This is a genomic window from Pseudomonas sp. DC3200b2, from assembly GCF_049895785.1.
GTDB lineage: Bacteria > Pseudomonadota > Gammaproteobacteria > Pseudomonadales > Pseudomonadaceae > Aquipseudomonas > Aquipseudomonas massiliensis.
The window spans coordinates 411,467-437,201 of the sequence record NZ_JAFCTA010000003.1; the positions used below are offsets into that span (position 1 = coordinate 411,467).

The 25,735-nt window shown below is 63.5% G+C and carries 25 protein-coding genes; 13 read left to right on the forward strand and 12 right to left on the reverse strand.

Annotated elements, in window-relative coordinates; translation table 11 throughout:
* Position 1: 1 nt before the first annotated feature.
* The 6 genes from ACP691_RS11215 to gloB form a co-directional block, all read right to left on the reverse strand.
* Entirely contained in the window at positions 2–1,021 is a 1,020-nt protein-coding gene (locus ACP691_RS11215) for an ABC transporter permease (protein WP_426149517.1), read from the reverse strand.
* Positions 1,021–2,094, reverse strand: a complete 1,074-nt coding sequence (locus tag ACP691_RS11220; RefSeq protein ID WP_426149518.1) for a microcin C ABC transporter permease YejB — start codon at positions 2,092–2,094, stop codon at positions 1,021–1,023. The genes ACP691_RS11215 and ACP691_RS11220 overlap by 1 nt, the downstream gene beginning before the upstream one ends.
* A complete protein-coding gene (locus ACP691_RS11225; RefSeq protein WP_426149519.1) occupies positions 2,094–3,896 on the reverse strand; it encodes an extracellular solute-binding protein in 1,803 nt (600 codons plus the stop codon). The genes ACP691_RS11220 and ACP691_RS11225 overlap by 1 nt, the downstream gene beginning before the upstream one ends.
* Positions 3,893–5,722: an extracellular solute-binding protein gene (locus ACP691_RS11230; RefSeq protein ID WP_426149520.1), complete on the reverse strand. Its 1,830-nt coding sequence runs from the start codon at positions 5,720–5,722 to the stop codon at positions 3,893–3,895. Before ACP691_RS11230 ends, ACP691_RS11225 begins: the two co-directional genes overlap by 4 nt.
* Positions 5,723–5,839: 117 nt before the next feature.
* Positions 5,840–7,261, reverse strand: a complete 1,422-nt coding sequence (locus tag ACP691_RS11235; protein ID WP_426149521.1) for a transglycosylase SLT domain-containing protein — start codon at positions 7,259–7,261, stop codon at positions 5,840–5,842.
* A 98-nt stretch (positions 7,262–7,359) separates the two neighbouring features.
* The gene (gene gloB / locus ACP691_RS11240; protein ID WP_426149522.1) at positions 7,360–8,139 is read right to left on the reverse strand and encodes a hydroxyacylglutathione hydrolase; all 780 of its coding nucleotides are present in this window, start codon (positions 8,137–8,139) and stop codon (positions 7,360–7,362) included.
* Between the two features lie 74 nt (positions 8,140–8,213).
* On the opposite strand from gloB, the gene ACP691_RS11245 reads away from it, so the two are divergent.
* The 3 genes from ACP691_RS11245 to dnaQ are packed head-to-tail and all read left to right on the forward strand — an operon-like array spanning position 8,214 to position 10,246.
* The gene (locus tag ACP691_RS11245; RefSeq protein WP_040260817.1) at positions 8,214–8,972 is read left to right on the forward strand and encodes a class I SAM-dependent methyltransferase; all 759 of its coding nucleotides are present in this window, start codon (positions 8,214–8,216) and stop codon (positions 8,970–8,972) included.
* A 27-nt stretch (positions 8,973–8,999) separates the two neighbouring features.
* On the forward strand, positions 9,000–9,449 hold the full coding sequence (gene rnhA, locus ACP691_RS11250; RefSeq protein WP_040260816.1) for a ribonuclease HI: 450 nt from the start codon (positions 9,000–9,002) through the stop codon (positions 9,447–9,449).
* 53 nt (positions 9,450–9,502) lie between these two features.
* A complete protein-coding gene (gene dnaQ / locus ACP691_RS11255; RefSeq protein ID WP_426149523.1) occupies positions 9,503–10,246 on the forward strand; it encodes a DNA polymerase III subunit epsilon in 744 nt (247 codons plus the stop codon).
* Between the two features lie 93 nt (positions 10,247–10,339).
* Here dnaQ and ACP691_RS11260 read toward each other — a convergent pair whose 3' ends face one another.
* Complete coding sequence (locus ACP691_RS11260) at positions 10,340–10,558, reverse strand: hypothetical protein (RefSeq protein WP_040260814.1); 219 nt, start codon at positions 10,556–10,558, stop codon at positions 10,340–10,342.
* A gap of 293 nt (positions 10,559–10,851) precedes the next feature.
* Between ACP691_RS11260 and brnQ the strand changes: the two genes are divergently transcribed.
* Both brnQ and ACP691_RS11270 read left to right on the forward strand, forming a co-directional pair.
* Positions 10,852–12,168, forward strand: a complete 1,317-nt coding sequence (gene brnQ, locus ACP691_RS11265) for a branched-chain amino acid transport system II carrier protein (protein ID WP_426149524.1) — start codon at positions 10,852–10,854, stop codon at positions 12,166–12,168.
* Between the two features lie 85 nt (positions 12,169–12,253).
* Positions 12,254–13,225 carry a hypothetical protein gene (locus ACP691_RS11270; protein ID WP_426149525.1) on the forward strand — a complete coding sequence of 324 codons (972 nt, stop codon included), beginning with the start codon at positions 12,254–12,256 and terminating at the stop codon, positions 13,223–13,225.
* 61 nt (positions 13,226–13,286) lie between these two features.
* On the opposite strand, the gene ACP691_RS11275 is transcribed toward ACP691_RS11270, so the two are convergent.
* On the reverse strand, positions 13,287–13,556 hold the full coding sequence (locus ACP691_RS11275; RefSeq protein WP_040260811.1) for a hypothetical protein: 270 nt from the start codon (positions 13,554–13,556) through the stop codon (positions 13,287–13,289).
* 224 nt (positions 13,557–13,780) lie between these two features.
* On the opposite strand from ACP691_RS11275, the gene htpG reads away from it, so the two are divergent.
* Both htpG and ACP691_RS11285 read left to right on the forward strand, forming a co-directional pair.
* A complete protein-coding gene (gene htpG / locus ACP691_RS11280) occupies positions 13,781–15,685 on the forward strand; it encodes a molecular chaperone HtpG (protein WP_426149526.1) in 1,905 nt (634 codons plus the stop codon).
* A gap of 62 nt (positions 15,686–15,747) precedes the next feature.
* Entirely contained in the window at positions 15,748–16,482 is a 735-nt protein-coding gene (locus tag ACP691_RS11285) for a dienelactone hydrolase family protein (RefSeq protein WP_426149527.1), read from the forward strand.
* On the opposite strand, the gene ACP691_RS11290 is transcribed toward ACP691_RS11285, so the two are convergent.
* The 4 genes from ACP691_RS11290 to ACP691_RS11305 form a co-directional block, all read right to left on the reverse strand.
* A complete protein-coding gene (locus tag ACP691_RS11290; RefSeq protein ID WP_426149528.1) occupies positions 16,479–17,357 on the reverse strand; it encodes a pirin family protein in 879 nt (292 codons plus the stop codon). The genes ACP691_RS11285 and ACP691_RS11290 overlap by 4 nt on opposite strands.
* 100 nt (positions 17,358–17,457) lie before the next feature.
* Positions 17,458–18,678, reverse strand: coding sequence for a beta-ketoacyl-ACP synthase I (gene fabB / locus ACP691_RS11295; RefSeq protein ID WP_426149529.1), 1,221 nt, complete (start codon positions 18,676–18,678; stop codon positions 17,458–17,460).
* Positions 18,679–18,689: 11 nt separating this feature from the next.
* Positions 18,690–19,205, reverse strand: a complete 516-nt coding sequence (gene fabA, locus ACP691_RS11300; protein WP_040260806.1) for a 3-hydroxyacyl-[acyl-carrier-protein] dehydratase FabA — start codon at positions 19,203–19,205, stop codon at positions 18,690–18,692.
* Between the two features lie 277 nt (positions 19,206–19,482).
* Complete coding sequence (locus ACP691_RS11305) at positions 19,483–21,387, reverse strand: response regulator (protein WP_426149530.1); 1,905 nt, start codon at positions 21,385–21,387, stop codon at positions 19,483–19,485.
* A gap of 219 nt (positions 21,388–21,606) precedes the next feature.
* Between ACP691_RS11305 and ACP691_RS11310 the strand changes: the two genes are divergently transcribed.
* From ACP691_RS11310 to ACP691_RS11335, 6 genes are all read left to right on the forward strand, one after another.
* Positions 21,607–22,644, forward strand: coding sequence for an NAD(P)H-dependent glycerol-3-phosphate dehydrogenase (locus tag ACP691_RS11310; protein WP_426149531.1), 1,038 nt, complete (start codon positions 21,607–21,609; stop codon positions 22,642–22,644).
* Positions 22,641–23,000, forward strand: coding sequence for a DUF4389 domain-containing protein (locus tag ACP691_RS11315; RefSeq protein WP_426149532.1), 360 nt, complete (start codon positions 22,641–22,643; stop codon positions 22,998–23,000). Before ACP691_RS11310 ends, ACP691_RS11315 begins: the two co-directional genes overlap by 4 nt.
* On the forward strand, positions 22,997–23,473 hold the full coding sequence (sixA, locus tag ACP691_RS11320; RefSeq protein WP_426149533.1) for a phosphohistidine phosphatase SixA: 477 nt from the start codon (positions 22,997–22,999) through the stop codon (positions 23,471–23,473). The genes ACP691_RS11315 and sixA overlap by 4 nt, the downstream gene beginning before the upstream one ends.
* A 26-nt stretch (positions 23,474–23,499) precedes the next feature.
* Complete coding sequence (locus ACP691_RS11325) at positions 23,500–23,943, forward strand: hotdog fold thioesterase (RefSeq protein ID WP_426149534.1); 444 nt, start codon at positions 23,500–23,502, stop codon at positions 23,941–23,943.
* A gap of 88 nt (positions 23,944–24,031) precedes the next feature.
* Positions 24,032–24,853 carry an alpha/beta fold hydrolase gene (locus tag ACP691_RS11330; protein WP_426149535.1) on the forward strand — a complete coding sequence of 274 codons (822 nt, stop codon included), beginning with the start codon at positions 24,032–24,034 and terminating at the stop codon, positions 24,851–24,853.
* Positions 24,850–25,704: an alpha/beta fold hydrolase gene (locus ACP691_RS11335; protein ID WP_426149536.1), complete on the forward strand. Its 855-nt coding sequence runs from the start codon at positions 24,850–24,852 to the stop codon at positions 25,702–25,704. The genes ACP691_RS11330 and ACP691_RS11335 overlap by 4 nt, the downstream gene beginning before the upstream one ends.
* Positions 25,705–25,735: the final 31 nt, after the last annotated feature.

Genomic DNA, 25,735 nt, shown 5'->3' on the forward strand with positions numbered 1-25,735 from the left:
GCTATTTCCTTGGGTCGAACGCATCGCGCGCCGCCTCACCGATGAACACCAGCAGGCTCAGCATCAGGGCCAGCACGGCGAACGCGCTCAGGCCCAGCCACGGTGCTTGCAGATTGGACTTGGCCTGGCCGACCAGTTCGCCCAGGGAAGGCGAGCCGGCGGGCAGGCCAAAGCCGAGGAAATCCAGCGCGGTCAGGGTGCCGATCGCTCCAGTGAGAATGAACGGCAGGTAGGTCATGGTCGACACCATGGCGTTTGGCAGGATGTGGTGGAACATGATGGCGCCGTCTCCCATGCCGAGGGCGCGCGCGGCGCGAACGTATTCCAGGTTGCGTCCACGCAGGAACTCGGCACGTACCACGTCCACCAGGCTCATCCAGGAAAACAGCAACATGATGCCCAGCAGCCACCAGAAGTTGGGCTGTACGAAGCTGGCCAGGATGATGAGCAGGTAGAGCACTGGCAATCCGGACCAGATCTCAATGAAACGCTGGCCTGCCAGATCGACCCAGCCGCCATAGAACCCTTGGAGCGCGCCGGCGAGTATGCCCACCACCGAGCTGAGCAGGGTAAGGGTAAGGGCGAAGAGCACGGAAATCCGAAAGCCATAGATGACCCTTGCCAACACATCGCGGCCCTGGTCGTCGGTACCCAGCCAGTTTTGTCGGGAAGGCGGCGCGGGGGCGGGAACCTTCAGATCATAGTTGATGCTCTGGTAGCTGAAGGGGATGGGCGCCCATAGCGTCCAGGCGTCCTGGCGCTCGAGCAGCTCACGCACATAGGGGCTCTTGTAGTTGGGCTCCAGGGGAAACTCGCCGCCGAATGCTGTTTCCGGGTAGCGCTTGAAGGCGGGGAAGTACCAGGCGTCGTTCATATGAATGACCAGAGGCTTGTCGTTGGCGATGAATTCGGCGCCCAGGCTGAGCACGAACAGCGCGCTGAACAGCCACAGCGACCACCAGCCGCGCTTGTGCGCCTTGAAACGCTGCAGCCTTCGCCGGTTCAAGGGAGAGAGGGCCATCAGTGTTTCCTGCCTTCGAAGTCGATACGGGGGTCTACCAGGGTGTAGGTGAGGTCGCCGATGAGCTTCACCACCAGCCCTAGCAGGGTAAAGATGAACAGGGTGCCGAAGACCACCGGGTAGTCCCGGTTGATGGCCGCTTCGAAACTCATCAGCCCCAAACCGTCCAGGGAGAAGATCACTTCGATCAACAGCGAGCCGGTGAAGAAGATGCCGATGAAGGCCGAAGGGAACCCGGCCACCACCAGCAGCATGGCATTGCGAAAGACATGCCCGTAGAGCACTCGACGCCGGCTCAGCCCCTTGGCCCGGGCAGTGACGACGTACTGCTTGCCGATCTCATCGAGGAAGCTGTTCTTGGTCAGCAGGGTCATGGTAGCGAAATGGCCAATGACCAGCGCGGTGATGGGTAGGGCCAGGTGCCAGAAATAGTCGAGTACCTTGCCGCCCAGGCTCAACTGGTCAAAGTCATTGGAGGTAAGCCCGCGCAGGGGAAACCAGTGGAAATAACCGCCGCCGGCAAAGACCACGATCAGCAGGATGGCGAACAGGAACGCTGGCACGGCGTATCCGATCACAATGGCCGAACTGGTCCATAGGTCGAAGGCCGAGCCATGACGGGTAGCCTTGGCGATACCGAGCGGTATCGACACCAGGTACATGATCAGGGTGCTCCACAGGCCCAGCGAAATGGAGACGGGCATCTTCTCGAGGATCAGATCCGTGACCTTGGCGTCCCGAAAGAAGCTCTCACCGAAATCCAGACGGGCGTAGTTCTTGATCATGATCCACAGCCGCTCCGGCGCTGACTTGTCGAATCCATACATGCGCTGGATTTCCGCGATCAGGGCCGGGTCCAGCCCCTGGGCCCCGCGGTAATTGGAGCCGGCCACGGACACCTCCGCGCCACCGCCAGCGACCCGGCTGGTGGCTCCGTCGAGGCCTTCGAGCTTGGCGATCATCTGCTCTACCGGGCCCCCTGGGGCCGCCTGGATGATCACGAAATTGAGGATGAGAATGCCGAACAGGGTCGGTACGATGAGCAACAGCCGGCGCAGAACGTAGGCGAGCATCACTTGGCCCCCTCAGGCTTGGTCCACCAGGTATTGACCCCAATGTCATACCGTGGAGGCGTGGCCGGATGGGCAAAACGGTTCCAGTAAGCCACGCGCCAGGTATCGATGTACCAATTGGGGATCAGGATCGCGTTCCACTGCAGCACTCTATCCAGGGCGCGCGCGTGGGTCACCAGGCTGGCGCGCGAATCCGCGTTGATCAGGCCGTCCACCAGGCGATCGACGGCAGGGTCCCTGAGCCCCATGAAATTGCGGCTGCCCGGATTGTCCGCAGCCTCGCTGGTCCAGTAGCCTCGCTGCTCGTTACCTGGAGATGGCGACTGGGGGAAGCCCGCCACGATCATGTCGAAATCCCGGGAGCGCAGCCGATTGACATACTGGGACATGTCTACTCGACGCAGCACCAGGTCGATGCCCAGGTCCTTGAGGTTGCGCTTGTAAGGCAACAGTACTCGTTCGAAATCCGGTTGCACGATAAGGAACTCGATCTGCGCGGGTTTGCCATCGGCATCGAGCATGCGGTCGCCCTCGATCCGCCATCCGGCCTCCTGAAGCAAGCGGTAGGCCTCACGTTGCTGATCGCGAACCACGCCGCTGGCATCGGTGACCGGGTTGCGCCACTGCTCGGTGAACACCTGGGGAGGGACCTGGGGCCGTAGCGGTTCGAGTATCTTCAGCTCAGCGGCATCAGGCAGCCCCTGGGCAGCCATTTCCGAGTTTTCGAAGAAACTGGCGTTGCGCTTGTACGCCCCGTAGAACAACTGCTTGTTGGTCCATTCGAAATCCAGCAGCAGCGAGAGCGCCCGACGCACCCGCACGTCCTGGAAAATGGAGCGCCGCTGGTTGAAGACGAAACCCTGCATGCCCGTGGGGCTGCCATTGGGGATTTCCTCACGTACCAGACGGCCTTCTTTTACCGCGGGAATGTCATAGGCCGTGGCCCAGTTCTTGGCCACCATCTCCTGCCAGTAGTCGAATTGTCCCGCTTTGAAGGCTTCCAGAGCTACGGTTGAATCCCGATAGTAGTCATACACCAGATTGTCGAAATTGTACTGGCCTCGGTTTACGGGAAGGTCTTTGGCCCAGTAGTCCGCGACACGCTCCAGGCGAACGGATCGTCCCGCCTGCACCGCGGCCACGCGGTACGGCCCGCTGCCCAATGGGATATCCAGGTTGCCGCGCTGGAAGTCCTTGCCCTCCCAGGCATGCTTGGGCAGTACCGGCAATTGCCCCAGGATCAAAGGCAACTCTCGGTTATCGCCATTCTTGAACCTGAACAGCACACGCAGTGGCGTTTCGACCACGACCTGGGCAACGTCGGCATAGTAGCTACGGTAGAAAGGCGCGCCCTGGTTAGTCAGGGTATCGAACGAAAACGCCACGTCTTCCGCGCGCAGGGGATGGTCGTCATGGAACCGGGCCTCGGGCCTGAGGTAAAAGCGGACCCAGGTATTGTCGGGCGCTTTCTCGATGCGTTCGGCCACCAGTCCGTATTCTGTCATGGGCTCGTCGAGGCTTTGCACCATCAGGGTGTCGTATATCTGCTCCAGGCCACTGGCGGGCACGCCCTTGTTGATGAACGGATTGAGGCTGTCGAAACCGCCGATGGCCGCGCGGCGTAAGGTACCGCCCTTGGGGGCGTCCGGATTGACGTACTGGAAATGACTGAAATCGGCGGGGTAGCGAGGCGGCTCGTCATACAGCGTGAGCGCATGGCTGGCGCTGGCCTCGGCCAGGCTGGCCGCGCCGAGCAGCCAACAGGCACAGGCCAGGCGGGCCAGGACAGGGCGGAGCATCATCGTTGGTTCTCCAGGGGCTTGATCCACCAAGTGTTCAGCGCCAGGGCGTAGGGGGGCGTGGGTAGAGAGCCGAATCGGTCCCGGTAGGCCAGACGGTGGTAGTTCAGGTACCAGTTGGGCACCATGAAGTGCTGCCAGAGCAACACCCTGTCCAGGGCCCGGCTGGCAGCGACCTGCTCATCACGTGTGCGCGCGGCCAGGAGGTGCTCGAGCAGGCGGTCCACCACAGGGCTCATGACGCCTGCGTAATTCTTGCTGCCCTTGACGCTGGCCTGGCTGGAATGGAAGTACTGCCACTCTTCCAGCCCTGGGCTGAGCGTCTGGGTGAGGGTCATCAGTACCATGTCGAAATCGAATTGATCCAGGCGCTGCTTGTACTGGGCACGGTCCACGGTTCGCAGGCGGGCATCGACGCCAATACGGACCAGGGTTTCCCTGTAGGGCTCAAGTATGCGTTCAAGGGCCGGGTTGACCAATAGCAGCTCCAGCTGCAATGGCTGGCCCGCATGGTTGCGCAACTGGCCGTCGCGGTAATCCCAGCCGGCTTCGGCCAGCAAGCCCATGGCGGCGCGCAAGGTCGCGCGGGGAATGCCTTCTCCGGAGGTCTGGGGCAGGCTGAAAGGCTCGCTTAGGAGTCCGGGCGGCAAGCGCTCTTGCCAAGGCGTCAGCAGTGCCCGCTCCATGGGAGCAGGCAACCCGCTGGCGCTGAAGTCGCTGTTGGGAAAGTAACTCAGGGCGCGTTGATAGGCGCCACTGAACAACGTGCGGTTGGTCCACTCGAAATCGAACAGCATGCCCAAGGCCTGGCGTACCCGTAAATCGCTGAAGCGCGCGCGGCGAGTATTGAAGAACAGGCCCTGGGTCTGCGTCGGAATCCGATGGGCGATTTCCCGTTTGATCACGCGCCCCTCGGCCACAGCGGGAAAATGATAGCCATTGCTCCAGTTCTTGGCTTGGTGCTCGAGGTAGATGTCGAATTCACCTGCCTTGAAGGCTTCGAACGCGACCTTGCTGTCCCGGTAGAACTCTACCTCCACTCGATCAAAGTTGTATTTGCCCCGATTGACCGGCAAATCTCGGCCCCACCACTGGCGTACGCGCTCGAATACCAGTCGGCGACCGGGCACGACCTGGGTGATCCTGTAGGGGCCGCTGGTGACCGGTGGGTCGAAGGTAGTGGCCTGGAAGTCACGGTGGCGCCAATAATGGCGGGCAAGCACCGGCATTTCACCCAGGCGCAGGATCAGCAGAGGATTGCCCCGGCGTTTGAACACGAAGCGCACGCGGTAGGGGCCAAGGCGGTCGACCCGTTGTACTTCCTGCAAGCTGGTGCGGTATTGCGGATGGCCCTGCCTGAGCAGCGTTTCGTAGGAAAAAATCACGTCGCCTGCCGTGACAGGCTGGCCGTCACTGAACCGCGCTTCGGGCCGCAGGTTGAACACGACCCAACTGCGGTCGTCCGCATACTCCACGGAACTCGCGATCAGGCCGTAGCTGGACGTAGGTTCGTCACCGGAAGGCGAGTAGGAACCGGTACCGACCATCAGCGGCTCGCTCAGTTCGCTGATGCCATATTGCAGGAAGTTGCCCGTGGACGCAGGGCTGGTGCCCTTGAGGGTGTAGGGGTTCAGCGTGTCGAAGGTGCCCTCGGCCATGACGCGCAAGGTGCCACCCTTCGGGGCTTCAGGGTTGGCCCAATCGAAATGGGTGAAGCTGGGAGGATATTTCAAGGCCCCGAATTGTGCGTAGCCATGGCTCTCTATACGCATGGCCAGGGCCGGACCCGAGCAGGCCAAGCCAAGAAGGAGGAGGGGTAGGACGCGCATCAGGTCACGGGTTCACAAGTGGCCAGGCGGTACATTAACAGAGTCTGCAGAGCCTCGACAGGAATCGCTCGCCAGTGGTCAGCCGCTGCGATGAAGAGCGCCGGGGCGCCCGGGAAATCAGCGATCAATATAGACGGTAAGGGTTTGCCCGGGGCGCAGGGCCTTGCCCAACCGAGGGTTCCAGCGCTTGAGGTGCTGGGGCTGTACCTTGAACCGCTTGGCGACCAGGTAGTAGGAGTCCCCCTTGCGCACCGTATAGCGGGTGCTACGACGGGCCGCATCACCGCTGGTGGCGGAGTTGCCGCCAGCGCCGCCCTGCAGGACCAGCAGTTGCCCGGGTTTCAAATGCTTGCCGGTCAGCTTGTTCCAGCGCTGCAGGTCGCTTACGCTGACCTTGTTGGCCTTCGCGATGGTGCCGAGGTTGTCGCCCCGGCGCACCTTGTAACTGCGCCGCGGGTTGGGCGCCGCGCTCGCGACCTGTTCGAAGACCACCTGGCTGGGGCGCAGGGTGAGCAGCTCTTCGGGTTTCATGGACGACAGGCTATCGGCCAGCAACTTGGCCTTGGCGGTGGGCACCAGTAGATGTTGCGGACGATCGAGCGTGACGCGTTTCTTGAAGGCGGGGTTGAGCTGATAGAGCTCATCCTCATCGATATCGGCCAAGGCGGCGACCCGGGCCAGGTCGAGGCGCTGGTTGATTTCCACGATCTTGAAATAGGGCTGGTTCGCAATCGGTTCCAGCGCGACGCCATAGGCTTCGGGGGAGGAGACCACCTCCGACAGGGCCAGCAGCTTGGGCACGTAGTCACGGGTTTCCTGGGGCAGCGGCAGGTTCCAGTAGTCGGTGGGCAGGCCCAGCCTTTCATTGCGTTCTATGGCCCGGCTGACCGTGCCTTCGCCCGCGTTGTAGGCAGCCAGGGCCAGTAGCCAGTCGCCGTTGAACATGTCATGGAGCTTGCCGAGATAGTCCAGCGCCGCATTGGTGGAAGCGGTGACATCCTGGCGGCCGTCGTAGAGGTTGGTCTGCCGCAGGTTGAAGTAGCGCCCCGTGGAAGGAATGAACTGCCACAACCCGACCGCATTGGCTCGGGAAAGCGCCATGGGGTTGTACGCGCTTTCGATAACCGGCAGCAATGCCAGCTCCAGCGGCATGTTGCGCTCTTCCAGGCGCTCGACGATATAGTGCAGGTACAGGCTGCCACGGTCGGCGGAAGTCAGCAGGAAATCCGGGTTGCTGACGAACCACAGCCGCTGCTGCTCCACCCTCGGGTTGACGTCGATCCCGTCCTGCAGCTGGAAGCCATCACGCATGCGGGCCCAGAGGTCTTGGGGCTGGCGCTTGTCGTGCTCCACCTGGAAGATCGGCTTGGGCTTGGCTCGCTTCAAGGTTGCCGTGGCAGGCGCCGGCGCCGGGCCGCTGTCCACCTGTGCCGCGCTCTGGCAGCCCACCAGCGCGGCCGTCATGGCCAGGGCGATGGCCTGGCCCAACCGGGTAAGGGCGCGAGGGCGGAGCGGGGTAGCGGGGCTGTAGGGCGACATTGGCGGTGAGGTTGTCCGGGCAAAAATGTGCGGCGATTCTAGAAAGGGGGGGTAGGCCGGTCAACCTCTGTGAACATTCCATTACCGCAAGATCGTGCTCAGAACTGATCCTTCCATGCCCTGATCGCCGCGAATACCGCGGTTTCGCTGTCTAGCACGGTGCCGACACGCTCCTGCATTTTTTCTTTAATTAATGTTTCACCGGCCCTCAGGAAAGGGTTGGTTGCTCTCTCCACCGCCAGGTTGCTGGGCAGGGTGATCGCGTTTCTATCGCGCAGCGCAGTGACTTCGGCGAAGCGGGTCGCCAGGGCATTGTTGGTCGGCTCCACTTCCCGGGCGAAGCGCAGGTTGCTCAGGGTATATTCATGGGCGCAATAGACGAGGGTTTCGTCGGCCAGGGCGGCGAGCCGGGCCAGGGACCGGTGCATCTGCTCCGGCGTGCCCTCGAACAGGCGCCCGCAGCCCCCGGCGAACAGTGTATCGCCCGAGAACACCAGGGGCTGGTCAGGGGCGTCGTGAACATAGGCGATGTGCCCGGCTGTATGGCCTGGCACCAGCAGCACCCGCAGCTTCAGGCCCAGTACGTCGAGGCGGCCTTCGTCCTCGAGGGCGGCGTCCAGCGCCGGGATGGTTTCGGTGGCTGGGCCATACACCCTGGCCCCTGTCCTGGCCTTGAGCGCGGCCACGCCGCCTGTATGATCATGATGATGGTGGGTCACCAGGATATCGCTCAGGGTCCAGGTGGGGTTGGCGTCTAGCCAGCGCTCCACCGGGGCGGCATCGCCAGGGTCCACCACGGCGCAGCGGCGGTGTTGCTCGTCCCGCAGCAGCCAGATGTAGTTGTCGGAGAAGGCGGGAAGGGCGGTGATCTGTATCATGGGGTGTTCGCCAGGCGGTAAGTTGAATCCATAGTAGGCCCGGACAAGCCTGGTTGAAACCGGGAGGAGCGACAATGACAGACAAGCCGTTCGCGCAGGCGGATCAGCAATGGGTCGAGCTTATCGCCCAGGCTCGGGAATGGTTCGCCAGCCCGGTGGGGCAGTTGTTGCTGCGCGAGGAGCATGCCGTGCTCTGCGCCGAGCTGGAGAAGTTCTTCGGTGGCTACCTGGTGCATTATGGGCCGCATGCCGATGCGCCCCCGGTGGCGGCGCGAATCCAGCACCACGTCAGGCTGGGAGCACCCTTGCCAGGTGTGCAGATCGTCTGCGAGGAGCAGGCCTGGCCCCTGGGCGAACATGCCGCGGACCTGGTGGTGCTTCAACATGGGCTGGATTTCTGTCTGTCTCCCCATGGGCTCTTGCGCGAAGCGGCCCAGGCGGTACGGCCTGGTGGACACTTGGTCATTGTCGGCATCAACCCCTGGAGCCCCTGGGGGGCGCGACGTCTGTTCGCCAAGGGGGCGTTGCGCAAGGCTCGTTGCATCTCTGCTTCCCGGGTCGGCGACTGGCTGAACCTGTTGGGCTTCGCGCTGGAGAAGAAGCGTTTCGGATGCTATTGTCCGCCGCTGGCCTCGCCGGCCTGGCAAGCGCGCATGGCCGGTTGGGAGCAGCTTGCCGGGCGCTGGCAAAGCGCGGGCGGTGGGTTCTACGTGCTGGTGGCCCGCAAGCTGGTGGTGGGCCTGCGGCCGCTGCGCCAGGCGCGGCGCGAGCCGATGGGCAAGTTGCTGCCGTTGCCGCTGGCCAAGCTCAATCGGCGTGACGGAGGCCAGTGAAGCTTCCCAAGTGAGTACAGCTGAACAATGAACGATGTTGTCGAAGTGTTTACCGATGGTGCCTGCAAGGGTAACCCCGGCCCCGGCGGCTGGGGCGCTCTGCTGGTGTACAAAGGTGTCGAGAAAGAACTCTGGGGCGGTGAAACCGCCACGACCAACAACCGGATGGAACTGACCGCGGCCATCCGTGCCTTGGAAGAGCTCAAGCGTGCCTGCCAGGTGACCCTGGTTACCGATTCGGAGTACGTGATGAAGGGGATCCAGCAGTGGATGCCCAACTGGAAGAAGCGCGGTTGGAAAACCGCGGCCAAGGAACCGGTGAAGAATGCCGACCTCTGGCAAGCGCTGGACGCCCAGGTGGCTCGGCACGTCGTGACCTGGCAATGGGTACGTGGGCACAACGGCCATCACGGCAACGAGCGCGCCGATGCCCTGGCCAACCGCGGCGTGGAGGACGTGCGCCGGCTCGCCCGGTGACCCCCTGGCTGTGTTACCTTGTGCCGCTGTAATTCCTGTAAAGATCAAGGCAAATGGCTGACGAAAGAGCTTCCAGCAGAATCGTGGTGCTCGACACCGAAACCACCGGCATGCCCGTGACCGATGGCCACCGGGTGCTGGAGATCGGCTGCGTCGAAGTAGTGGGGCGGCGGTTGACCGGACGCAACTTCCATATCTACCTGCAACCGGATCGCGAAAGCGACGAGGGGGCCATTGCCGTCCATGGCATAACTTCGGAATTCCTCCGGGACAAGCCACGTTTCGCCGACGTGGCGGACGAATTCTACGAATATATCCAGGGCGCGACCCTGGTCATCCATAACGCGGCCTTCGACGTCGGTTTCCTGAACAACGAGTTCGCGCTGCTTGGGCAGGCGGATCGCGCCGACCTCAGCCAGTACTGTACCATCGTCGACTCCCTCGGTCTGGCGCGGGCCCGCCATCCGGGGCAACGGAACAACCTGGACGCGCTCTGCAAGCGCTACGGGATCGACCTGAGCGAGCGTACGCTACACGGCGCCTTGCTCGACGCCGAACTGCTGGCCGATGTGTACCTGGCCATGACGGGAGGGCAGACCAGCCTGTCCCTGGCGGGCAACGCTGATGACGAGGATAGTGGGCAAGCGCAGGGAAGCCCGGTCCGCCGCCTGTCGGCCAGTCGCGCCCCAGGGAGGGTCATCCTGGCGACAGAAGCCGAACTGCAGGCGCACATGGCTCATCTGGAGCGGATCGCCAAGGCGGCTGGCGCGCCGGCGCTATGGCCCCGGGAGGCCTAGGGAGAAGCTGCCCGTGGAAGGCGGGGGCAAGCTGGCGAGGCGCCCCAAGGCCAGGCTGGATTCGGCGGCTTCGCTACCCCCTCCATGTGCGTTTCAGGGAATACGAACGATCTCGATGCCGCTCTGCACCAGCATGAAACGGTTATCGCCCAGGTAATTGACCCGGTCTCCAATAGCGAGCCGGTAAGTTACCAGCGGGCCCTGTGCATGGCCATCGTTCGCCAGTACCGACGCTTCCTGAAATTCATGGACCGGATACACCCGCCCTTCGGCGTCCCGCGCGTGAAACTGGGCCACCAATTCTGCTGCCATGGTTACATCCTCCGAGCGGTGCGGCACAACTGAGTGAAGCATAGACCCTCGGAGTGCTTCCGAGTTTACATCCGGTAAAAATTTTGTAGTCGATTAAAATGCCCGCACATTGTGCGTCGGTCGTGTCGGCGCCCTGAGTCAGTGCATTGGCGCCGAGTTTTCGGTATTCTGCACGCCCTTTCCAGCAGCCCCACAAGGGCGGCTCGAAAGCATCTGCCATACCCGGTAGTTTCTTCCCCTCGACCCTGCGGGAATTCCCCTTCCTTCGTTCGTCTGCAGTATGGTCTCGTTAAATGAAAGTGCTTAAAAGCCAGGACATCCTGGCGCTTGGTTTCATGACATTCGCGCTCTTCGTGGGTGCTGGCAACATCATCTTCCCTCCCATTGTCGGCCTGCAGTCCGGCCCCGACGTCTGGCTGGCGGCCCTGGGTTTCCTGGTTACCGCGGTAGGCCTTCCCGTACTGACCGTGATCGCCCTGGCGAAGGTCGGCGGCAGCATCGATGTGCTGAGCTCGCCTCTTGGGCGCGCCGCGGGCATTGCCCTGGCCGTGGTGTGCTACCTGGCCGTGGGGCCCCTGTTCGCCACGCCACGCACCGCCACGGTGTCCTTCACCGTCGGGTTGGCGCCGCTCACCGGAGACAGCCCCTGGGCGCTCTTCGTCTATAGCCTCGTCTATTTCGCCGTCGTCGCCCTGGTTTCGCTCTACCCGGGTCGCCTGCTGGATACGGTGGGTCGATTCCTGGCGCCGCTGAAGATCATCGCCCTGGCCATCCTTGGCATTGCCGCCTTCGTGCTGCCCGCCGGGCCAGTGGGCGAGGCGACGGTCGAGTACCAGAACGCGCCCTTCTCCCTGGGCTTCATCAACGGCTACCTGACGATGGATACCCTCGGGGCGCTGGTGTTCGGCATCGTGATCGTCAATGCCATCCGTTCCCGGGGCATCGAATCCCCGCGCCTGGTGACCCGCTACGCGGTCATTGCCGGCCTGATCGCCGGCCTGGGCCTGATCCTGGTCTACGTCAGTCTGTTCCGCCTGGGCGCGGGTAGCCATTCCATCGCCGCTGGCGCGAGCAATGGCGCGGTGGTGCTGCATGCCTATGTGCAGAACACCTTCGGCGATCTGGGCAGCCTGTTCCTGGCGGTACTCATCTCCCTGGCCTGCCTGGTCACGGCGGTGGGGCTGACCTGCGCCTGCGCCGAGTATTTCAGCGGCCTGCTGCCACTGTCCTATCGGACGCTGGTACTGCTGCTGGCGGCGTTCTCGCTCCTGGTTTCCAACCTCGGGCTGACCAAGCTGATCCAAGTGTCGATCCCGATTCTCACCGCCATCTATCCGCCTTGCATCGTACTGGTGGTGCTCAGCTTCGTGCAGAGTCTCTGGCGCTCGCCCATGGCGGTGGTCGCGCCCGTGACCCTGGTGGCGTTTTTGTTCGGTTGCATCGATGCCTTCAAGGCCACGCCCTGGGCTGCCCAACTTCCGCCGGTGCTGGCTGACTTGCCCCTGAGCCAGCAGAACCTGGCCTGGCTGGTCCCCTCGGTGGCAGTCCTGGCGATCGCTGTCGGTTGCGACCGCCTGTTCAATGGCGCCACGGTGCGCTCCGAGAGCTGAGCCCTGCGTCGGGGGCCTTACCCCGGCACCGCGCGAGTGCTACCCTCCCTGGCAATCCGGCCATAGCCGGCGCCAGGGAGGTGCAATGCAAGACGCCATCGGTGGTTTTTTCCAGCTCGAAACCCCGCTACCCCGCGTGCTGTACGACGCGCCCCTCGGATACAACAGCGCCCGCTATGCTTTCGAGGCATTGTTGCGGCACGTCCATATACGCCGCCTGCACCTGCCTTGGTACACCTGCGCGACCATGGTCGATGCCGCGCAGCGCAGCGGGGTAGAGCTGTATCGCTATGGCCTCGATGATCAATTGCAGCCTCGGGAGATACCGACGCTAGAGGCCGACGAGCGGCTGCTATATGTCGACTATTTCGGCTACAAGGCAATCACCATGCATGCATTGGCCTCTACCATGGGGGCCAGCCTGATTGCGGATCACGCCCAGGCCTTGTTCAGCCCTCCACCGGCGGGGGTGCCCACGCTCTATTCACCGCGCAAGTTTCTTGGCGTGCCCGATGGCGGCTGGCTGATCAATCCGCCGTCGGGGTTGGCGCCGCTCCGGGCAGGTCGCAGCCAGGAACGCTTAAGAGCCTTGGCCGGACGCCTGGAAGATGGCCCGGAAGCCTGGTACAGCAGCTATGTAGAGGTCGAACGGGGCATTCGCGAAGAGGGGATGACCGGTATGTCGCCCTTGACCGAGCGCCTGCTCGGCGCGATCGATTACGCGACGGTGGCCGATCGCCGGCGGGCCAACCTGCGCCTGTTGCAGGCAGCCTTCGAGTCGTTGAACAGGTTCACCATTGCGCCGGATTTCGACGGTGCGCCACTGTGCTACCCGCTATTGCTAGGCGACGCGGCGCAGACGGACGTTGTCCGGGCGCGATTGGCGCGGCAGCGTATCTACGTCGCTACCTATTGGCGGGATGTACTGGAAACCCAGGGAGCCTGCGCGACAGCTGTCGATTGGGCGCGCTGCCTTCTACCGTTGCCGCTGGACCAGCGCTACGGGCCAGAGGAGATGAGGCGGTTGATCGAGGCGGTGTACCTTGCTCTGGATTGACGCCCGGCCCAGGTAGGAACCTAGGAGCCGGGCGTGGCAGGGCAGGCCGGGGAAAAGCGGCTTATTGCTTTTGAGTCGCTTCAGGGGCTGGAGCGTTGCCATTGGCCGGGGTGCTTTCCTGAATCGCTTTCTGCTGAGCTTCAGCGGCGTCCTGGTTGGCCTTGGCGTTTTCCTTGGCAGCGTCGTTGGCGTGCTCCTGAGCCTTTTCCATCTGCTGCTGAGCGTTCTCTTTATGCTCCTGGGCATCCTTGGCCTTGTCCGAAGCGTTGTCGCAGGCGGCCAGGCCGAGGGTGGCGGCCAGCATCAAAGCGTAGGCGAAAGTCTTTTGCATGGGGTGTTTCTCCTTATGGATGATCATCACGTGGCTTCGAGCGCAGCGGAATAGGTTAAGTTCCTCCGACGCTTGTGAAGGTCCTTTGCCGTCAAGGGTTTGCCGGAACCGGCTCGCTGACTTGAAATTCCTCGCGCTGCCCCCATCTGCTGCACATCCCGCCCGCTGGCTGGGCAGTTCGCGCCGCCTCGCGGCTTGTGCAACCCGTATCGGAGTTCGAATAGATGAGTGTGGAAACTCAAAAGGAAACCCTGGGCTTCCAGACCGAGGTGAAACAACTGTTGCACCTCATGATTCATTCCCTGTATTCCAACAAGGAAATCTTCCTGCGGGAGCTGATTTCCAACGCGTCCGACGCCGCCGACAAGCTGCGTTTCGAAGCCCTGTCCAAGCCCGAGCTGCTGGAAGGCGGCGCGGACCTGCGCATTCGCGTGACCTTCGACAAGGACGCCAGGACGGTCACCATCGATGACAACGGCATCGGCATGAGCCGTGACGAAGTGATCGCTCACCTGGGTACCATTGCCAAGTCCGGTACCGCTGACTTCATGAAGAACCTGACCGGCGACCAGAAGAAGGACTCGCACCTGATCGGCCAGTTCGGTGTCGGTTTCTACTCGGCCTTCATCGTCGCTGACCAGGTCGAGGTATTTACCCGCCGCGCTGGCGCGCCCGCCAGCGAAGGCGTGCATTGGTCCTCTCGAGGCGAGGGTGAGTTCGAAGTCGCCACCGTGGAAAAAGCCGAGCGCGGAACCCGCATCGTGCTGCACCTGAAGGCTGACGAAAGCGACTTCGCCGACGGCTGGCGCCTGCGCAACGTGATCAAGAAATACTCCGATCACATTGCCCTGCCCATCGAGCTGCCTCAGGAGAAGGCCGCCGCCGAGGGCGAGGAGGCTCCCGAGCCGGGCTGGGAAACGGTCAACCGCGCCAGCGCCCTGTGGACTCGCCCACGTACCGAGATCAAGGACGAGGAATACCAGGAGTTCTACAAGCACATCGCTCATGACTTCGAGAACCCGCTGAGCTGGAGCCACAACAAGGTCGAAGGCAAGCTGGAGTACAACTCGCTGCTGTATGTGCCGGCCCGCGCCCCATTCGACCTCTACCACCGTGAGGCCCCGCGCGGCCTGAAGCTTTACGTGCAGCGTGTGTTCATCATGGACCAGGCGGAGTCCTTCCTGCCGCTGTACCTGCGCTTCATCAAGGGCGTGGTGGATTCCAATGACCTGTCCCTGAACGTTTCCCGGGAAATCCTGCAGAAAGACCCGGTGATCGACTCCATGAAGTCGGCCCTGACCAAGCGCGTGCTGGACATGCTGGAAAAGCTGGCCAAGAACGAGCCTGAGCAGTACAAGGCCTTCTGGAAGAACTTTGGCCAGGTCCTCAAGGAGGGCCCGGCCGAAGACTTCGCCAACAAGGAAAAGATCGCCGGTCTGCTACGCTTTGCCTCCACCCACGACGACAGCGGCGAGCAGTCGGTTTCCCTGGCCGATTACCTGGCGCGCGCCAAGGAAGGGCAGGACAAGATCTACTACCTCACCGGCGAAAGCCATGCTCAGGTCAAGAACAGCCCGCATCTGGAGGTCTTCCGCAAGAAGGGCATCGAGGTATTGTTGCTGACCGATCGCATCGACGAGTGGCTGATGAGCTACCTGACCGAGTTCGACGGCAAGGCCCTGGTAGACGTCGCCCGTGGCGACCTGGATCTTGGCAAGCTCGACAGCGAGGAAGACAAGCAGGCCCAGGAAGCCATCGCCAAGGACAAGGAGGGCCTGGTAGAGCGCCTGAAGACTGCCCTGGGTGACAGCGTCAGCGAGGTGCGTGTTTCTCATCGCCTGACCGACTCGCCGGCGATCCTGGCCATCGGCGAGAACGACATGGGCCTGCAGATGCGCCAGATCCTGGAGGCAAGCGGGCAGAAAGTACCGGATACCAAGCCGATCTTCGAGTTCAACCCCAGCCATCCGCTGGTGGACAAACTCGACCACGAGCCGGACGAAGACCGCTTCGCCGACTTCGCGCATATCCTTTTCGACCAGGCCGCGCTGTCCGCTGGGGATAGCCTCAAGGATCCGGCTGCCTACGTGCGTCGTTTGAACAAGCTGCTGATCGAGTTGTCAGCTTAACGCTTGTATGTGTGAGGCCCGCCTACGGCGGGCTTCTTTTTTGGGGCAACCAGGAGCCATCCATGAGCAACATCACTGTTGAGTCGTTGGTCTACTCGATAGACAAGGTCGCCTTCGAAAGCCGCCTGGTTTTCGACGCCGATATCAAGTCCCCGCGTCCGGGCCTGGTCATGGCGCCGAACTGGATGGGCGTCAGTGAAGGCGCCGAACGTATTGCCCACGCCGTGGCGTCCCAGGGTTATGTCGTGCTGCTGGCTGACCTGTATGGCCAGGCGGTGCGTCCCCAGGATGCCGATCAGGCCCTGGCGGCCATGATGCCCTTGAAGAATGATCGCGGTCTGTTGCGTACACGTATGCAGGCGGCGCTCGAACAATTGACCTCGCAGAGCTTCGCGACCGTGGACAAAGCGAGCCTGGCCAGCTTCGGCTTCTGCTTCGGCGGCTGCTGTGCCCTGGAACTGGCCCGCGATGGCGCGCCGCTGAAAGCGGCGGTGTCCTTCCATGGCACCCTGGATACCCCGAACCCGGCCGATGCCAACAACATCCAGGGCGCGGTATTGGTCATGCATGGCGACGCCGACCCGCTGGTGCCCAAGGAACAGTTGCCAGCGTTCGTCGAAGAAATGAACGCGGCCAAGGTAGACTGGCAGCTGATCAGCTACGGTGGCGCGTACCATTCCTTCACCGACCCGGAGGCGAACAACCCCGGCAAGCAGATGTACGACAAGAAGATCTCCGACAGGGCCTTCCAGGCGATGTACAACCTGTTCGCCGAGGTCTTCCAGCCGCAGCTTTAATCGCGGCGGCCAGGGCCGGGCAGCTCGATGCGCCCGGCCTCTCCCGGTACCTGCGGCCAGTCTCCCACGGCCCAGCGAGCGCGTGCTTCCTCGATCAGTGTCGTGTCGCTGGCCACGAAATTCCAGTTCATCCGCCTTGGACCATCCAGCGGGGCGCCCCCGATCAGCGCCAGGCGTGCGCCAACCGGGCTGGCCAGGCTGGTCTCCACGCCTTCCTCCAGTACCGTCAGGCTATGGGCCTGCAACGGTTCGCTGCCTAGACGAGCAGCGCCTTCCAACAGGAAAACCGCGCGTTGGGCGTGTTCATCCGGTATCAGCAGCGTGCTTCCCGGCGCCATGTCGACAATGGCGTACAGGGTAGGGGAGAGCACGGGTACCGGGGAGATAAGCCGAAAACCGTGTCCAGCGACCATGGTCAGGCGCACGCCGTCTTCTTCCCGGCCAGGGAGTTCGTCCGCTTCGAAATAGTAATAGCTCGGCGCCCCTTGCTCCTTGGCCTTGGGCATCGCCAGCCAGACCTGCAGGCCGTGCAGGGTGCTTCCTACCTGTACCAGATCATCCGGGGTTCGCTCCACATGAGCGATGCCGCCGCCAGCGGTCATCCAGCTGACCTCGCCGGGCCCCACCCGTTCTTCCGAGCCCAGGCTGTCCTTGTGCAGTAACTCGCCTTCGAATAGATAGGTGAGGGTGGACAGCCCGATATGTGGATGCTGGGCGATGTTCATCCCGCTTCCCGGCGGATACGGGTGCGGCAGTATGTAGTCGAAGAATACGAACGGGCCGACGCTGCGGCACTGGGCGCAGGGCAGGGGGCGGAGGATCGGCTGGCCGCCGACGCTTTCCTGTCGAGGGGTGATTACCTGGGCGATGGACATACAGGCTCCACGGAGGTTCGAGGGCCGTAGTGTAGCCTAAGACAAGCGGCGCCCCTCAGGGCGCCGCTGTCGCTTCCGGCTTGCAGGCGATGCTTGCGGCCTACTTGCCTTCCCAGCGCTTGAGCACCAGGGTAGCGTTGGTGCCACCGAAACCGAAGCTGTTGCTCATGACGGTGTTGATCTGCACGTTCTCGCGGGTTTCACGCAGGATCGGCATGTCGGCCACTTCCGGATCGAGCTCGTCGATATTGGCCGAGCCGGCGATGAAGTTGCCTTCCATCATCAGCATGCAGTAGATCGCCTCGTGCACGCCCGCCGCGCCCAGGGAGTGGCCCGAAAGGCTCTTGGTGGAGCTGATGGCGGGCGCCTTGTCCTTGAACACTTCGCGAACGCCGCGGATCTCCGCCACGTCCCCCACTGGCGTGGAAGTGCCATGGGTGTTGAGGTAGTCGATGGGGGTATCGACCGTAGCCAAGGCCTGCTGCATGCAGCGAATGGCGCCTTCGCCGCTGGGGGCGACCATGTCGTAGCCGTCGGAGGTGGCGCCATAGCCAACGATCTCGGCGTAGATCTTGGCGCCACGGGCAAGGGCGTGTTCCAGCTCCTCGACCACCACCATCCCGCCGCCGCCGGCGATCACGAAGCCGTCGCGCTGGGCATCGTAGGCGCGCGAGGCTTTTTCCGGCGTCTCGTTGTACTTGGACGAGAGCGCGCCCATGGCGTCGAAGAGGAACGATTGGGTCCAGTGTTCTTCTTCACCGCCGCCGGCGAAGACCACGTCCTGCTTGCCCAGCTGGATCTGCTCCATGGCCGCGCCGATGCAATGGGCGCTGGTCGCGCAGGCCGAGGCAATCGAGTAGTTCAGCCCCTTGATCTTGAAGGGCGTGGCCAGGCAGGCCGACACCGTGCTGCTCATGGTGCGCGTCACCCGGTAGGGCCCTACCCGCTTGACGCCCTTCTCGCGAAGGATGTCCAGGGCTTCCATCTGGTTCAGGGTGGAAGCGCCACCGGAGCCGGCGATCAGGCCGGTACGCGGGTTGGAGACCTGTTCCTCGGACAGCCCGGAGTCCTTGATGGCCTGTTCCATGGCCAGATAGGCGTAGGCCGCGGCGTGGCCGACGAAACGGAATACCTTGCGGTCGATCAGCTCTTCGAGGTTCAGATCGACCGAGCCGGAGACCTGGCTACGCAGCCCCATTTCGGCATATTCCGGGTTGAAGCGGATGCCGGGGCGGTTTGCGCGCAGGTTGGCGGATACGGTGTCTTTGTCATTGCCCAGGCACGAAACGATGCCTAGACCCGTGATAACGACGCGGCGCATGCAAGTAACCCTTAGAAATTGTCAGTGGACGTAAAGACGCCGACCCGAAGGCCCTCGGCGGTGTAGATCTCGCGACCGTCGACGCTGACCGAACCGTCGGCGATGGCCATGTTCAGCTTGCCCTTGAGGACGCGTTTGATATGAATGTTATAGGTAACCTTGCTGGCGGTGGGCAGAACCTGACCGAAGAACTTCACTTCGCCCGAGCCCAGCGCGCGGCCACGGCCTTGCAGGCCTTGCCAGCCAAGGAAGAAACCGACCAGCTGCCACATGGCGTCCAGGCCCAGGCAGCCAGGCATCACCGGGTCGCCTTCGAAGTGGCAGGCAAAGAACCACAGGTCCGGATTGATGTCCAGCTCGGCGACCAATTCACCTTTGCCGTACTTGCCGCCTTCGTCGCTGATGTGGGTAATGCGGTCCACCATCAGCATGTTGGGGGCGGGCAATTGCGCGTTACCTGGGCCGAAGAGCTCGCCGCGACTGCAGCGCAGCAGATCTTCCCGGGTAAAGGCGTGTTGTTTGGTCATGCGAGCTCCTCAATGGTCCCTGCCGGGCAGGGGTAAATCGTCCCGGCCGGCGGTGAAGGGGCATGTTTCCCCTGGCCGGCAGCCTAGTCATAGACTAAAGCGTCGTGGTTAAAGTCACAGGGGGGCGACCCGATGTCGCCCTCCCGGTCGAATCCATGGCTGGCCACATAGGCCGTTGCCCGCGTCCGTGGGCAGCCGGAAGGCGCCCGGGTGCCGCGAAGCTGGCGCACTGTACCACCGATGGGCACTGCTTTGCAGGGCAACCGGGCCGGGCCGCTCAGGCCAGCCAGCGCTGTAGCAGCTGCTGCAGGTCGGTGCGCTTGAACGGCTTGGCCAGGTAGTCGTCCATGCCGGCTTCCAGGCAGGCTTCGCGATCCCCCAGCAACGCATTGGCGGTCAGCGCAATGATGGGCAGCCCGTGCCGCTCTGGCAAGCGGCGGATGCGCCGCGTGCTTTCGTAGCCATCCACCACGGGCAGGCGGCAATCCATCAGTACCGCGTCGAATGCCTGGTCGCGCACCCGGTCGACGGCCTGTGCCCCATCGCCTACCACGCTCACTTCATAGCCGAGGCTGCGCAGCATGGCCTCGATGACCGTCTGGTTGACCGGGTTGTCCTCGACGAGCAATACATGATGGTTCTGACCTTCGAGCGTGGCATTGGTTCGGCCCTCAGGGGCTTGCGCGCCCTTGGCCTGGGCCGGCTTGAGGTTCAAGGCCAGTGGCATCTCCAGGGTGAACACCGAGCCCTTGCCTTCGCCGCTGCGAGCCTTGAGGGTGCCACCCATGCGCTCTGCCAGGTTGCGTGCTATCGGCAGGCCGAGGCCGGTTCCGCCGTAACGGCGCGAGATCGAACTGTCGGCCTGCTGGAAGGCCACGAACATACGCTCCAGCTCCTGAGGGTCGATGCCGATGCCGGTGTCCTTGACCTCGCAGGTAAGCCAGATCAGACGATCGTCCAGAACCTGGCACCGGGGCTCGATACGGACGCCGCCTTCCTCGGTGAACTTCAGGGCATTGCCGATCAGGTTCACCAGGATCTGGCGAATCCGAGTCGGGTCGCCTTGGACTTCCCAGCGCGCGAAGCCCTCCGGCGCCAAGAGTTCCAGGGACAGACCGCTGCTCACGGCGCTGTGCTGGAAGGAATGCACGCATTCGTTGAACAGCTCGCCCAGGTTGAAGGGGATGTGTTCCAGTTCCAGCCCGGTGCGCTCGATCCGGGAGAAATCCAGGATGTCGTTGATCACCTTGAGCAGGTGCTCGGTGGACTGGGTCGCCAGGGCGGCATATTCACGCTGTTCTTCGCTCAGGGAGGTGGTTTCCAACAGTTGCAGCATGCCCAGGACACCGTTCATCGGTGTGCGCAGTTCGTGGCTCATCATTGCCAGGAACTCTGTCTTGGCGCTGTTGGCGCGTTCAGCCTCCTCACGAGTCTGGATCAACTGCTGCATGGCCTCGCGCTGCTCACGACTGGCTTGCTCCAGGCCTTGCGCCAGGTCATTGATATGCTGCGCCAGGGCTCCGAGCTCGCTGTCCCGCTCCACGGGCAGGGTGGCCTTGAAATCGCCCTGGCGGATAGCCTTGACCGCCGCGCCCATGTCACGGATGGGCTGCGAAAGACCCCGCGACAATCGTCGGGCCATCAAGAAGGTGACGGCAAGGGTAAACAGGGCCAGCACCCCGGCCTTGACCACTATTTCCTGCTGGCGTTCGTTGAAGGCGTCGTCCGACATGCCCACCACGACGCGCCCCAGATACTCGTCTTCCGGTTCCCCGCCCACGCTGCGTTTGCGTTCGCCGCTTCCCGCGAAGCGCTGCAGGCGAATCGGCGCCTGGAACACCTGCACAGGCGTGGCTGAAGCGTTGCCCGCGCTAGGCTGCTCCAGATAGATAACGATGTTGTCATCACGGTCCTGCACTTCGAGGAAACGCACGTGAGGAATGCCCAGGGTGGCCCTTAGCAGCCCGTCGAGCACCTCGGTATTGTTCGCCAGTACCCCGTATTCAGCCGCCGGTGCCAACTGATTGGCGATCAGCTGCCCCGTGTGGGTCATTTCCTGGCGCAGATCCTGGATCCGCACGAAGGTGAAAAAACAGATCAGCAGCAGCGTCAGCAGAAGGGCGGGGCCCAGGCTGATGATCTGAGTTCTGGCATGGATGTCGCCGCTCCATCTAAGGTTCATGGGCGACTTGCTCGGCAGGGATACGACATGCTGATCGCTTTTTAATGGCATCGGCTCGGGAAGCGGGCATCTTACCCAGGATCCTGAACATTTCCAGGGCCGCGACATCCTTCCTGGCGCGCGGCGATAGTCGGTGGTGCCTGAGGCACTGGGGCTGGTTCTGCAAGTATCGCTCCGTATAATGACGAACCGCCTAACAAGGTTCCAATGGAAGTCTTTATGTCTGAACAGCAACCGATCGCGGTCCTGGGCGGCGGCAGCTTCGGCACCGCGGTGGCGAACCTGCTTGGGGAAAACGGCCATCGGGTTCGCCAGTGGATGCGCGACGCGGCCCAGGCCGAGGCGATGCGCACGGAGCGCGAGAATCCCCGTTACCTGAAGGGCATAAAGTTGCACCCCGCCGTGGAGCCAACGGTCGACCTCGAGGCGGTATTGGCGGGCAGCGAGCTATTGTTCGTGGCGTTGCCCTCGAGCGCGCTGCGGGCGGTGCTCGCGCCACATGCGCAAAAGCTGGCCGCAAAGATGCTGGTCAGCCTGACCAAAGGCATCGAGGCGGACACCTTCCTGCTGATGAGCGAGATCCTGGCCCAGATCGCACCGGCAGCGCGCCTCGGCGTGCTTTCAGGCCCCAACCTGGCGCGGGAGATCGCCGAGCACGAGCTCACCGCCACCGTGGTCGCGAGCACCGACGCCGCCCTGTGCCAGGCGGTGCAGGCAGCGCTCCACGGCCGCCGCTTCCGCGTCTACGCCAGCAGCGATCGCTTCGGCGTGGAAATGGGCGGCGCGCTCAAGAACGTCTATGCCATCATCGCCGGCCTGGCCGCCGCCTTGAACATGGGTGAAAACACCCGGAGCATGCTCATTACCCGCGCGCTGGCGGAAATGACCCGCTTCGCCGTGAGCCAGGGTGCCCGGCCCACGACCTTCCTCGGCCTGGCCGGGGTGGGAGATCTGCTGGTGACCTGCTCGTCGCCCAAGAGCCGCAACTACCAGGTTGGGTATGCGCTGGGCCAGGGGTTGAGCCTTGAGCAGGCGGTGACTCGCCTTGGCGAGGTGGCCGAAGGGGTGAATACCCTGAAGGTACTGAGGGCCCGTGCCCAGCAGTTGCAGGTCTACATGCCGCTGGTGGCGGGCCTGCATGCCATCCTCTTCGAGGGTCGAACGCTCGATCAGGTGATCGAGCTGCTGATGCGCGCCGAACCCAAGACGGATGTCGATTTCATTCCCGATAGCGGCTTCAACGAGGAACTGCCATGAGCGCCCCCCGCTTCCAACCCGAGCAAGAGTCCATCGCCCTGCGTGTTGTCTGGATGCTGCTGTTCCTGCTGATCTGGCAAGGGGCACAGCTGTTGCTGGCCGCCGTGGTGCTGCTGCAGTTGTTGTGTCGGCTGCTCAATGGCGTACCGCATGAAGGCCTGATGACCTTCGGTGACAGCCTGGGCCGCTATCTGGCGCAGATTGCGCGGTTCGGCAGCTTCCACAGCGAGCAGAAGCCCTGGCCCTTCGCCGACTGGCCAGCACCACGGCCCGGAGACTTTCCACCCGTGGTCACTACACCCGCCGCGCCAGCGCCGGCACCTTCTTCTGCGCCGGGCGAGGAGCCACCGCTATGAGCGAGCCTGCCCTGCGTACCCTATGGATACTGCGCCATGGCGAGGCCGTGGGTGCCGCCCGCGTGGATGCCGAGCGAGCGCTGACGTCGGCTGGTCGGGAAGAAGTGGCGCGCAGCGCGAGACACCTTCTGGGCGAGCCCTTGCAGCTTATTCTGGTCAGCCCTTACCTTCGCGCCCAGCAAACCGCCGAGGTGGTCTGCACTGTGCTGGCTGAACCACCGGCCCTGCGGACGGTGGACTGGCTCACGCCTGACAGCGACCCGGAACAGGCCATGGCGGAACTGGACAGGCTGGGGCTCGACCAGCTGTTATTGGTCAGCCACCAGCCTCTGGTGGGCAGCCTGCTCGGGTTGTTGGACCGGGGCGAGCGCGCCACTCCCCATGCCATGGGTACCGCCAGCCTGGCGCGGCTTGAAGGCGTCGCTCCCCTGGCGGGCCTGATGACCCTGCGCAGCCTGCGGCATTCCCATTGACAAGGCCCTCGGGCAAGGACAATCCCATGACCCTTTGGCATTCCACTCCCGACCTGGACGTCTTGAACGCCGGCCAGCGGGACACCATCGGCGGTTTGCTGGACATCCGCTTCGAAGCGGTCGGGGAGGACTTCCTCACCGCGAGCATGCCGGTGGACGCTCGTACACACCAGCCCTATGGCCTGCTTCACGGCGGCGCCTCGGTGGTGCTGGCCGAAAGCGTGGGGTCGGTGGCCAGCATGCTGTGCGTGGACCGTACCCGCTTCTATTGCGTTGGCCTTGAAGTCAACGCCAACCACCTCAGAGGCGTGCGCAGCGGCCGGGTAACCGCGACCGCGCGGCCAGTGCATATCGGCCGCAGCACCCATGTATGGGACATCCGCCTGGTCGATCAGCAAGGCAAGCCCAGCTGCATTTCGCGGCTGACGGTAGCGGTGATGCCTTTGGACAAATCAGCCGCGGCCGGCTGAGTTGCCCTGTCCGATGGCCGATTCGCGCGTTGTGGCCGCGTGGGCGGATGAGCACAATTCGAGCGTCGGTTTCACTGAGCTCGATACCATGCCGGACATCGTCTTCTTCGCCCATGCCAACGGTTTCCCGTCGGCCACCTATGGCAAGTTGTTCGCAGCCCTGGAGCCGGAGTTCGTCGTGCGCAGCCTGCCGCAGCATGGCCATGACCCTCGTTTCCCCGTGGAGGACAACTGGCAGGCCCTGGTGGATGAGCTGCTGCACCACGTACAGGCGCAAGCCGGGCCCGTCTGGGGGGTCGGTCACTCCCTCGGGGGCGTCTTGCATCTCCATGCCGCCTTGCGCCAGCCGGCGTTCTATCGGGGCGTGATCATGCTCGATTCACCTCTACTGGGCAGCACCGATCAGTGGCTGATCCGCGCCGCCAAGCGTATGGGGCTGATCGACCGCCTGACGCCCGCGGGTCGAACGCTGGGGCGACGCGAGCGGTTCGCCGATCGGGCCAGTGCCCGCGAATATTTTCTAAGCAAGGCCTTGTTCAAGGACTTCGACCCCGATTGCCTCGAGGCCTATCTGGACCATGGTCTGAAGCCGGACGAAGCGGCCGCGGCAAGGGGCGGGGCAGGGCTGCGCCTGGCGTTCGATCCGGACACGGAGATCCGCATCTACCGCAGCGTTCCCCATGTCAGCCCCGGACGCCTTGCCGACCTGGCGCTGCCCGTGGCGGTCATCGGCGGCGAGCGCAGCCGGGTCGTGCTGCCGCATCATGGCCGTAACGCCCGCCGCCTGCCTCGCGGTGAGTTCCATCGCCTGCCTGGCGGCCATATGTTTCCCTTCGAACGTCCGCTGATGACCGCCCAGCTCGTGCGCGAACTGCTGCATCGCTGGCAACACGAGGGCCAGGCGCGATGAACGACCCTGCGGAGCCGATTCGCTTCAGCTTGCCCCATATCGAGCTGGCCGGCCTGCTGCAGGGGCCGCGCGCCGCGCCGCCAGTGATCGCGCTGCATGGCTGGCTCGACAATGCCAACAGCTTCGCGCGGCTGCGACCGCGCTTGCCTGGCTTGCGTCTGCTATGCCTCGACCTGGCCGGGCATGGGCTGTCGGGCCATCGCCCGCCGGGCAGTCTTTACCCCCATTGGGAATACGCACGGGACATCCTCGAGGTGGCCGAGCAACTGCAATGGCCGAGGTTTTCCCTGGTTGGCCATTCCATGGGCGCGATCATTGCGGCGCAGTTGGCCGCCGCCATGCCCGAACGCATCGAGCGCCTGGTGCTCATCGAAGGTCTGGTACCGCCGGACAGCTCCCCGACGGCCCCAGCCCAGCGCCTTGGGCAGGCTCTTCGCGAGCAGTTGGCCCATCCAGAGCGACGCAAGCCGCTTTATCCTGATCGGGCCCAGGCGGTGCGGGCGCGTTGCCTGAGCCGGCTGCCTGTGAGTGAAAGCGCGTCCAGCCTGCTGGCCGAGCGGGGGCTGATGGCGGTAGACGGAGGCTTCACCTGGCGCAGCGACAATCGACTGACCCTGACCACCCCGGTGCGCATGGAGCCGGCCCAGGCCTGGGCCATGGTTCGGGCTATCCAGTGCCCGACCTTGCTGTTGCTGGGCAAGCAGGGCTTGCTTGCGCAGCGCCAGGCGCCACTGGAATCGTTGCCCTTTGAGCGCAAGTGGCTGCCGGGCCGTCATCATCTGCACCTGGATGACGACGCGGGCGCTGAGCTTGTAGCAGGCTGTATCAATAGTTTCATTCTCGCGCCTTGACTTGACGGCGGTGACTGCGGACCCTTGATCG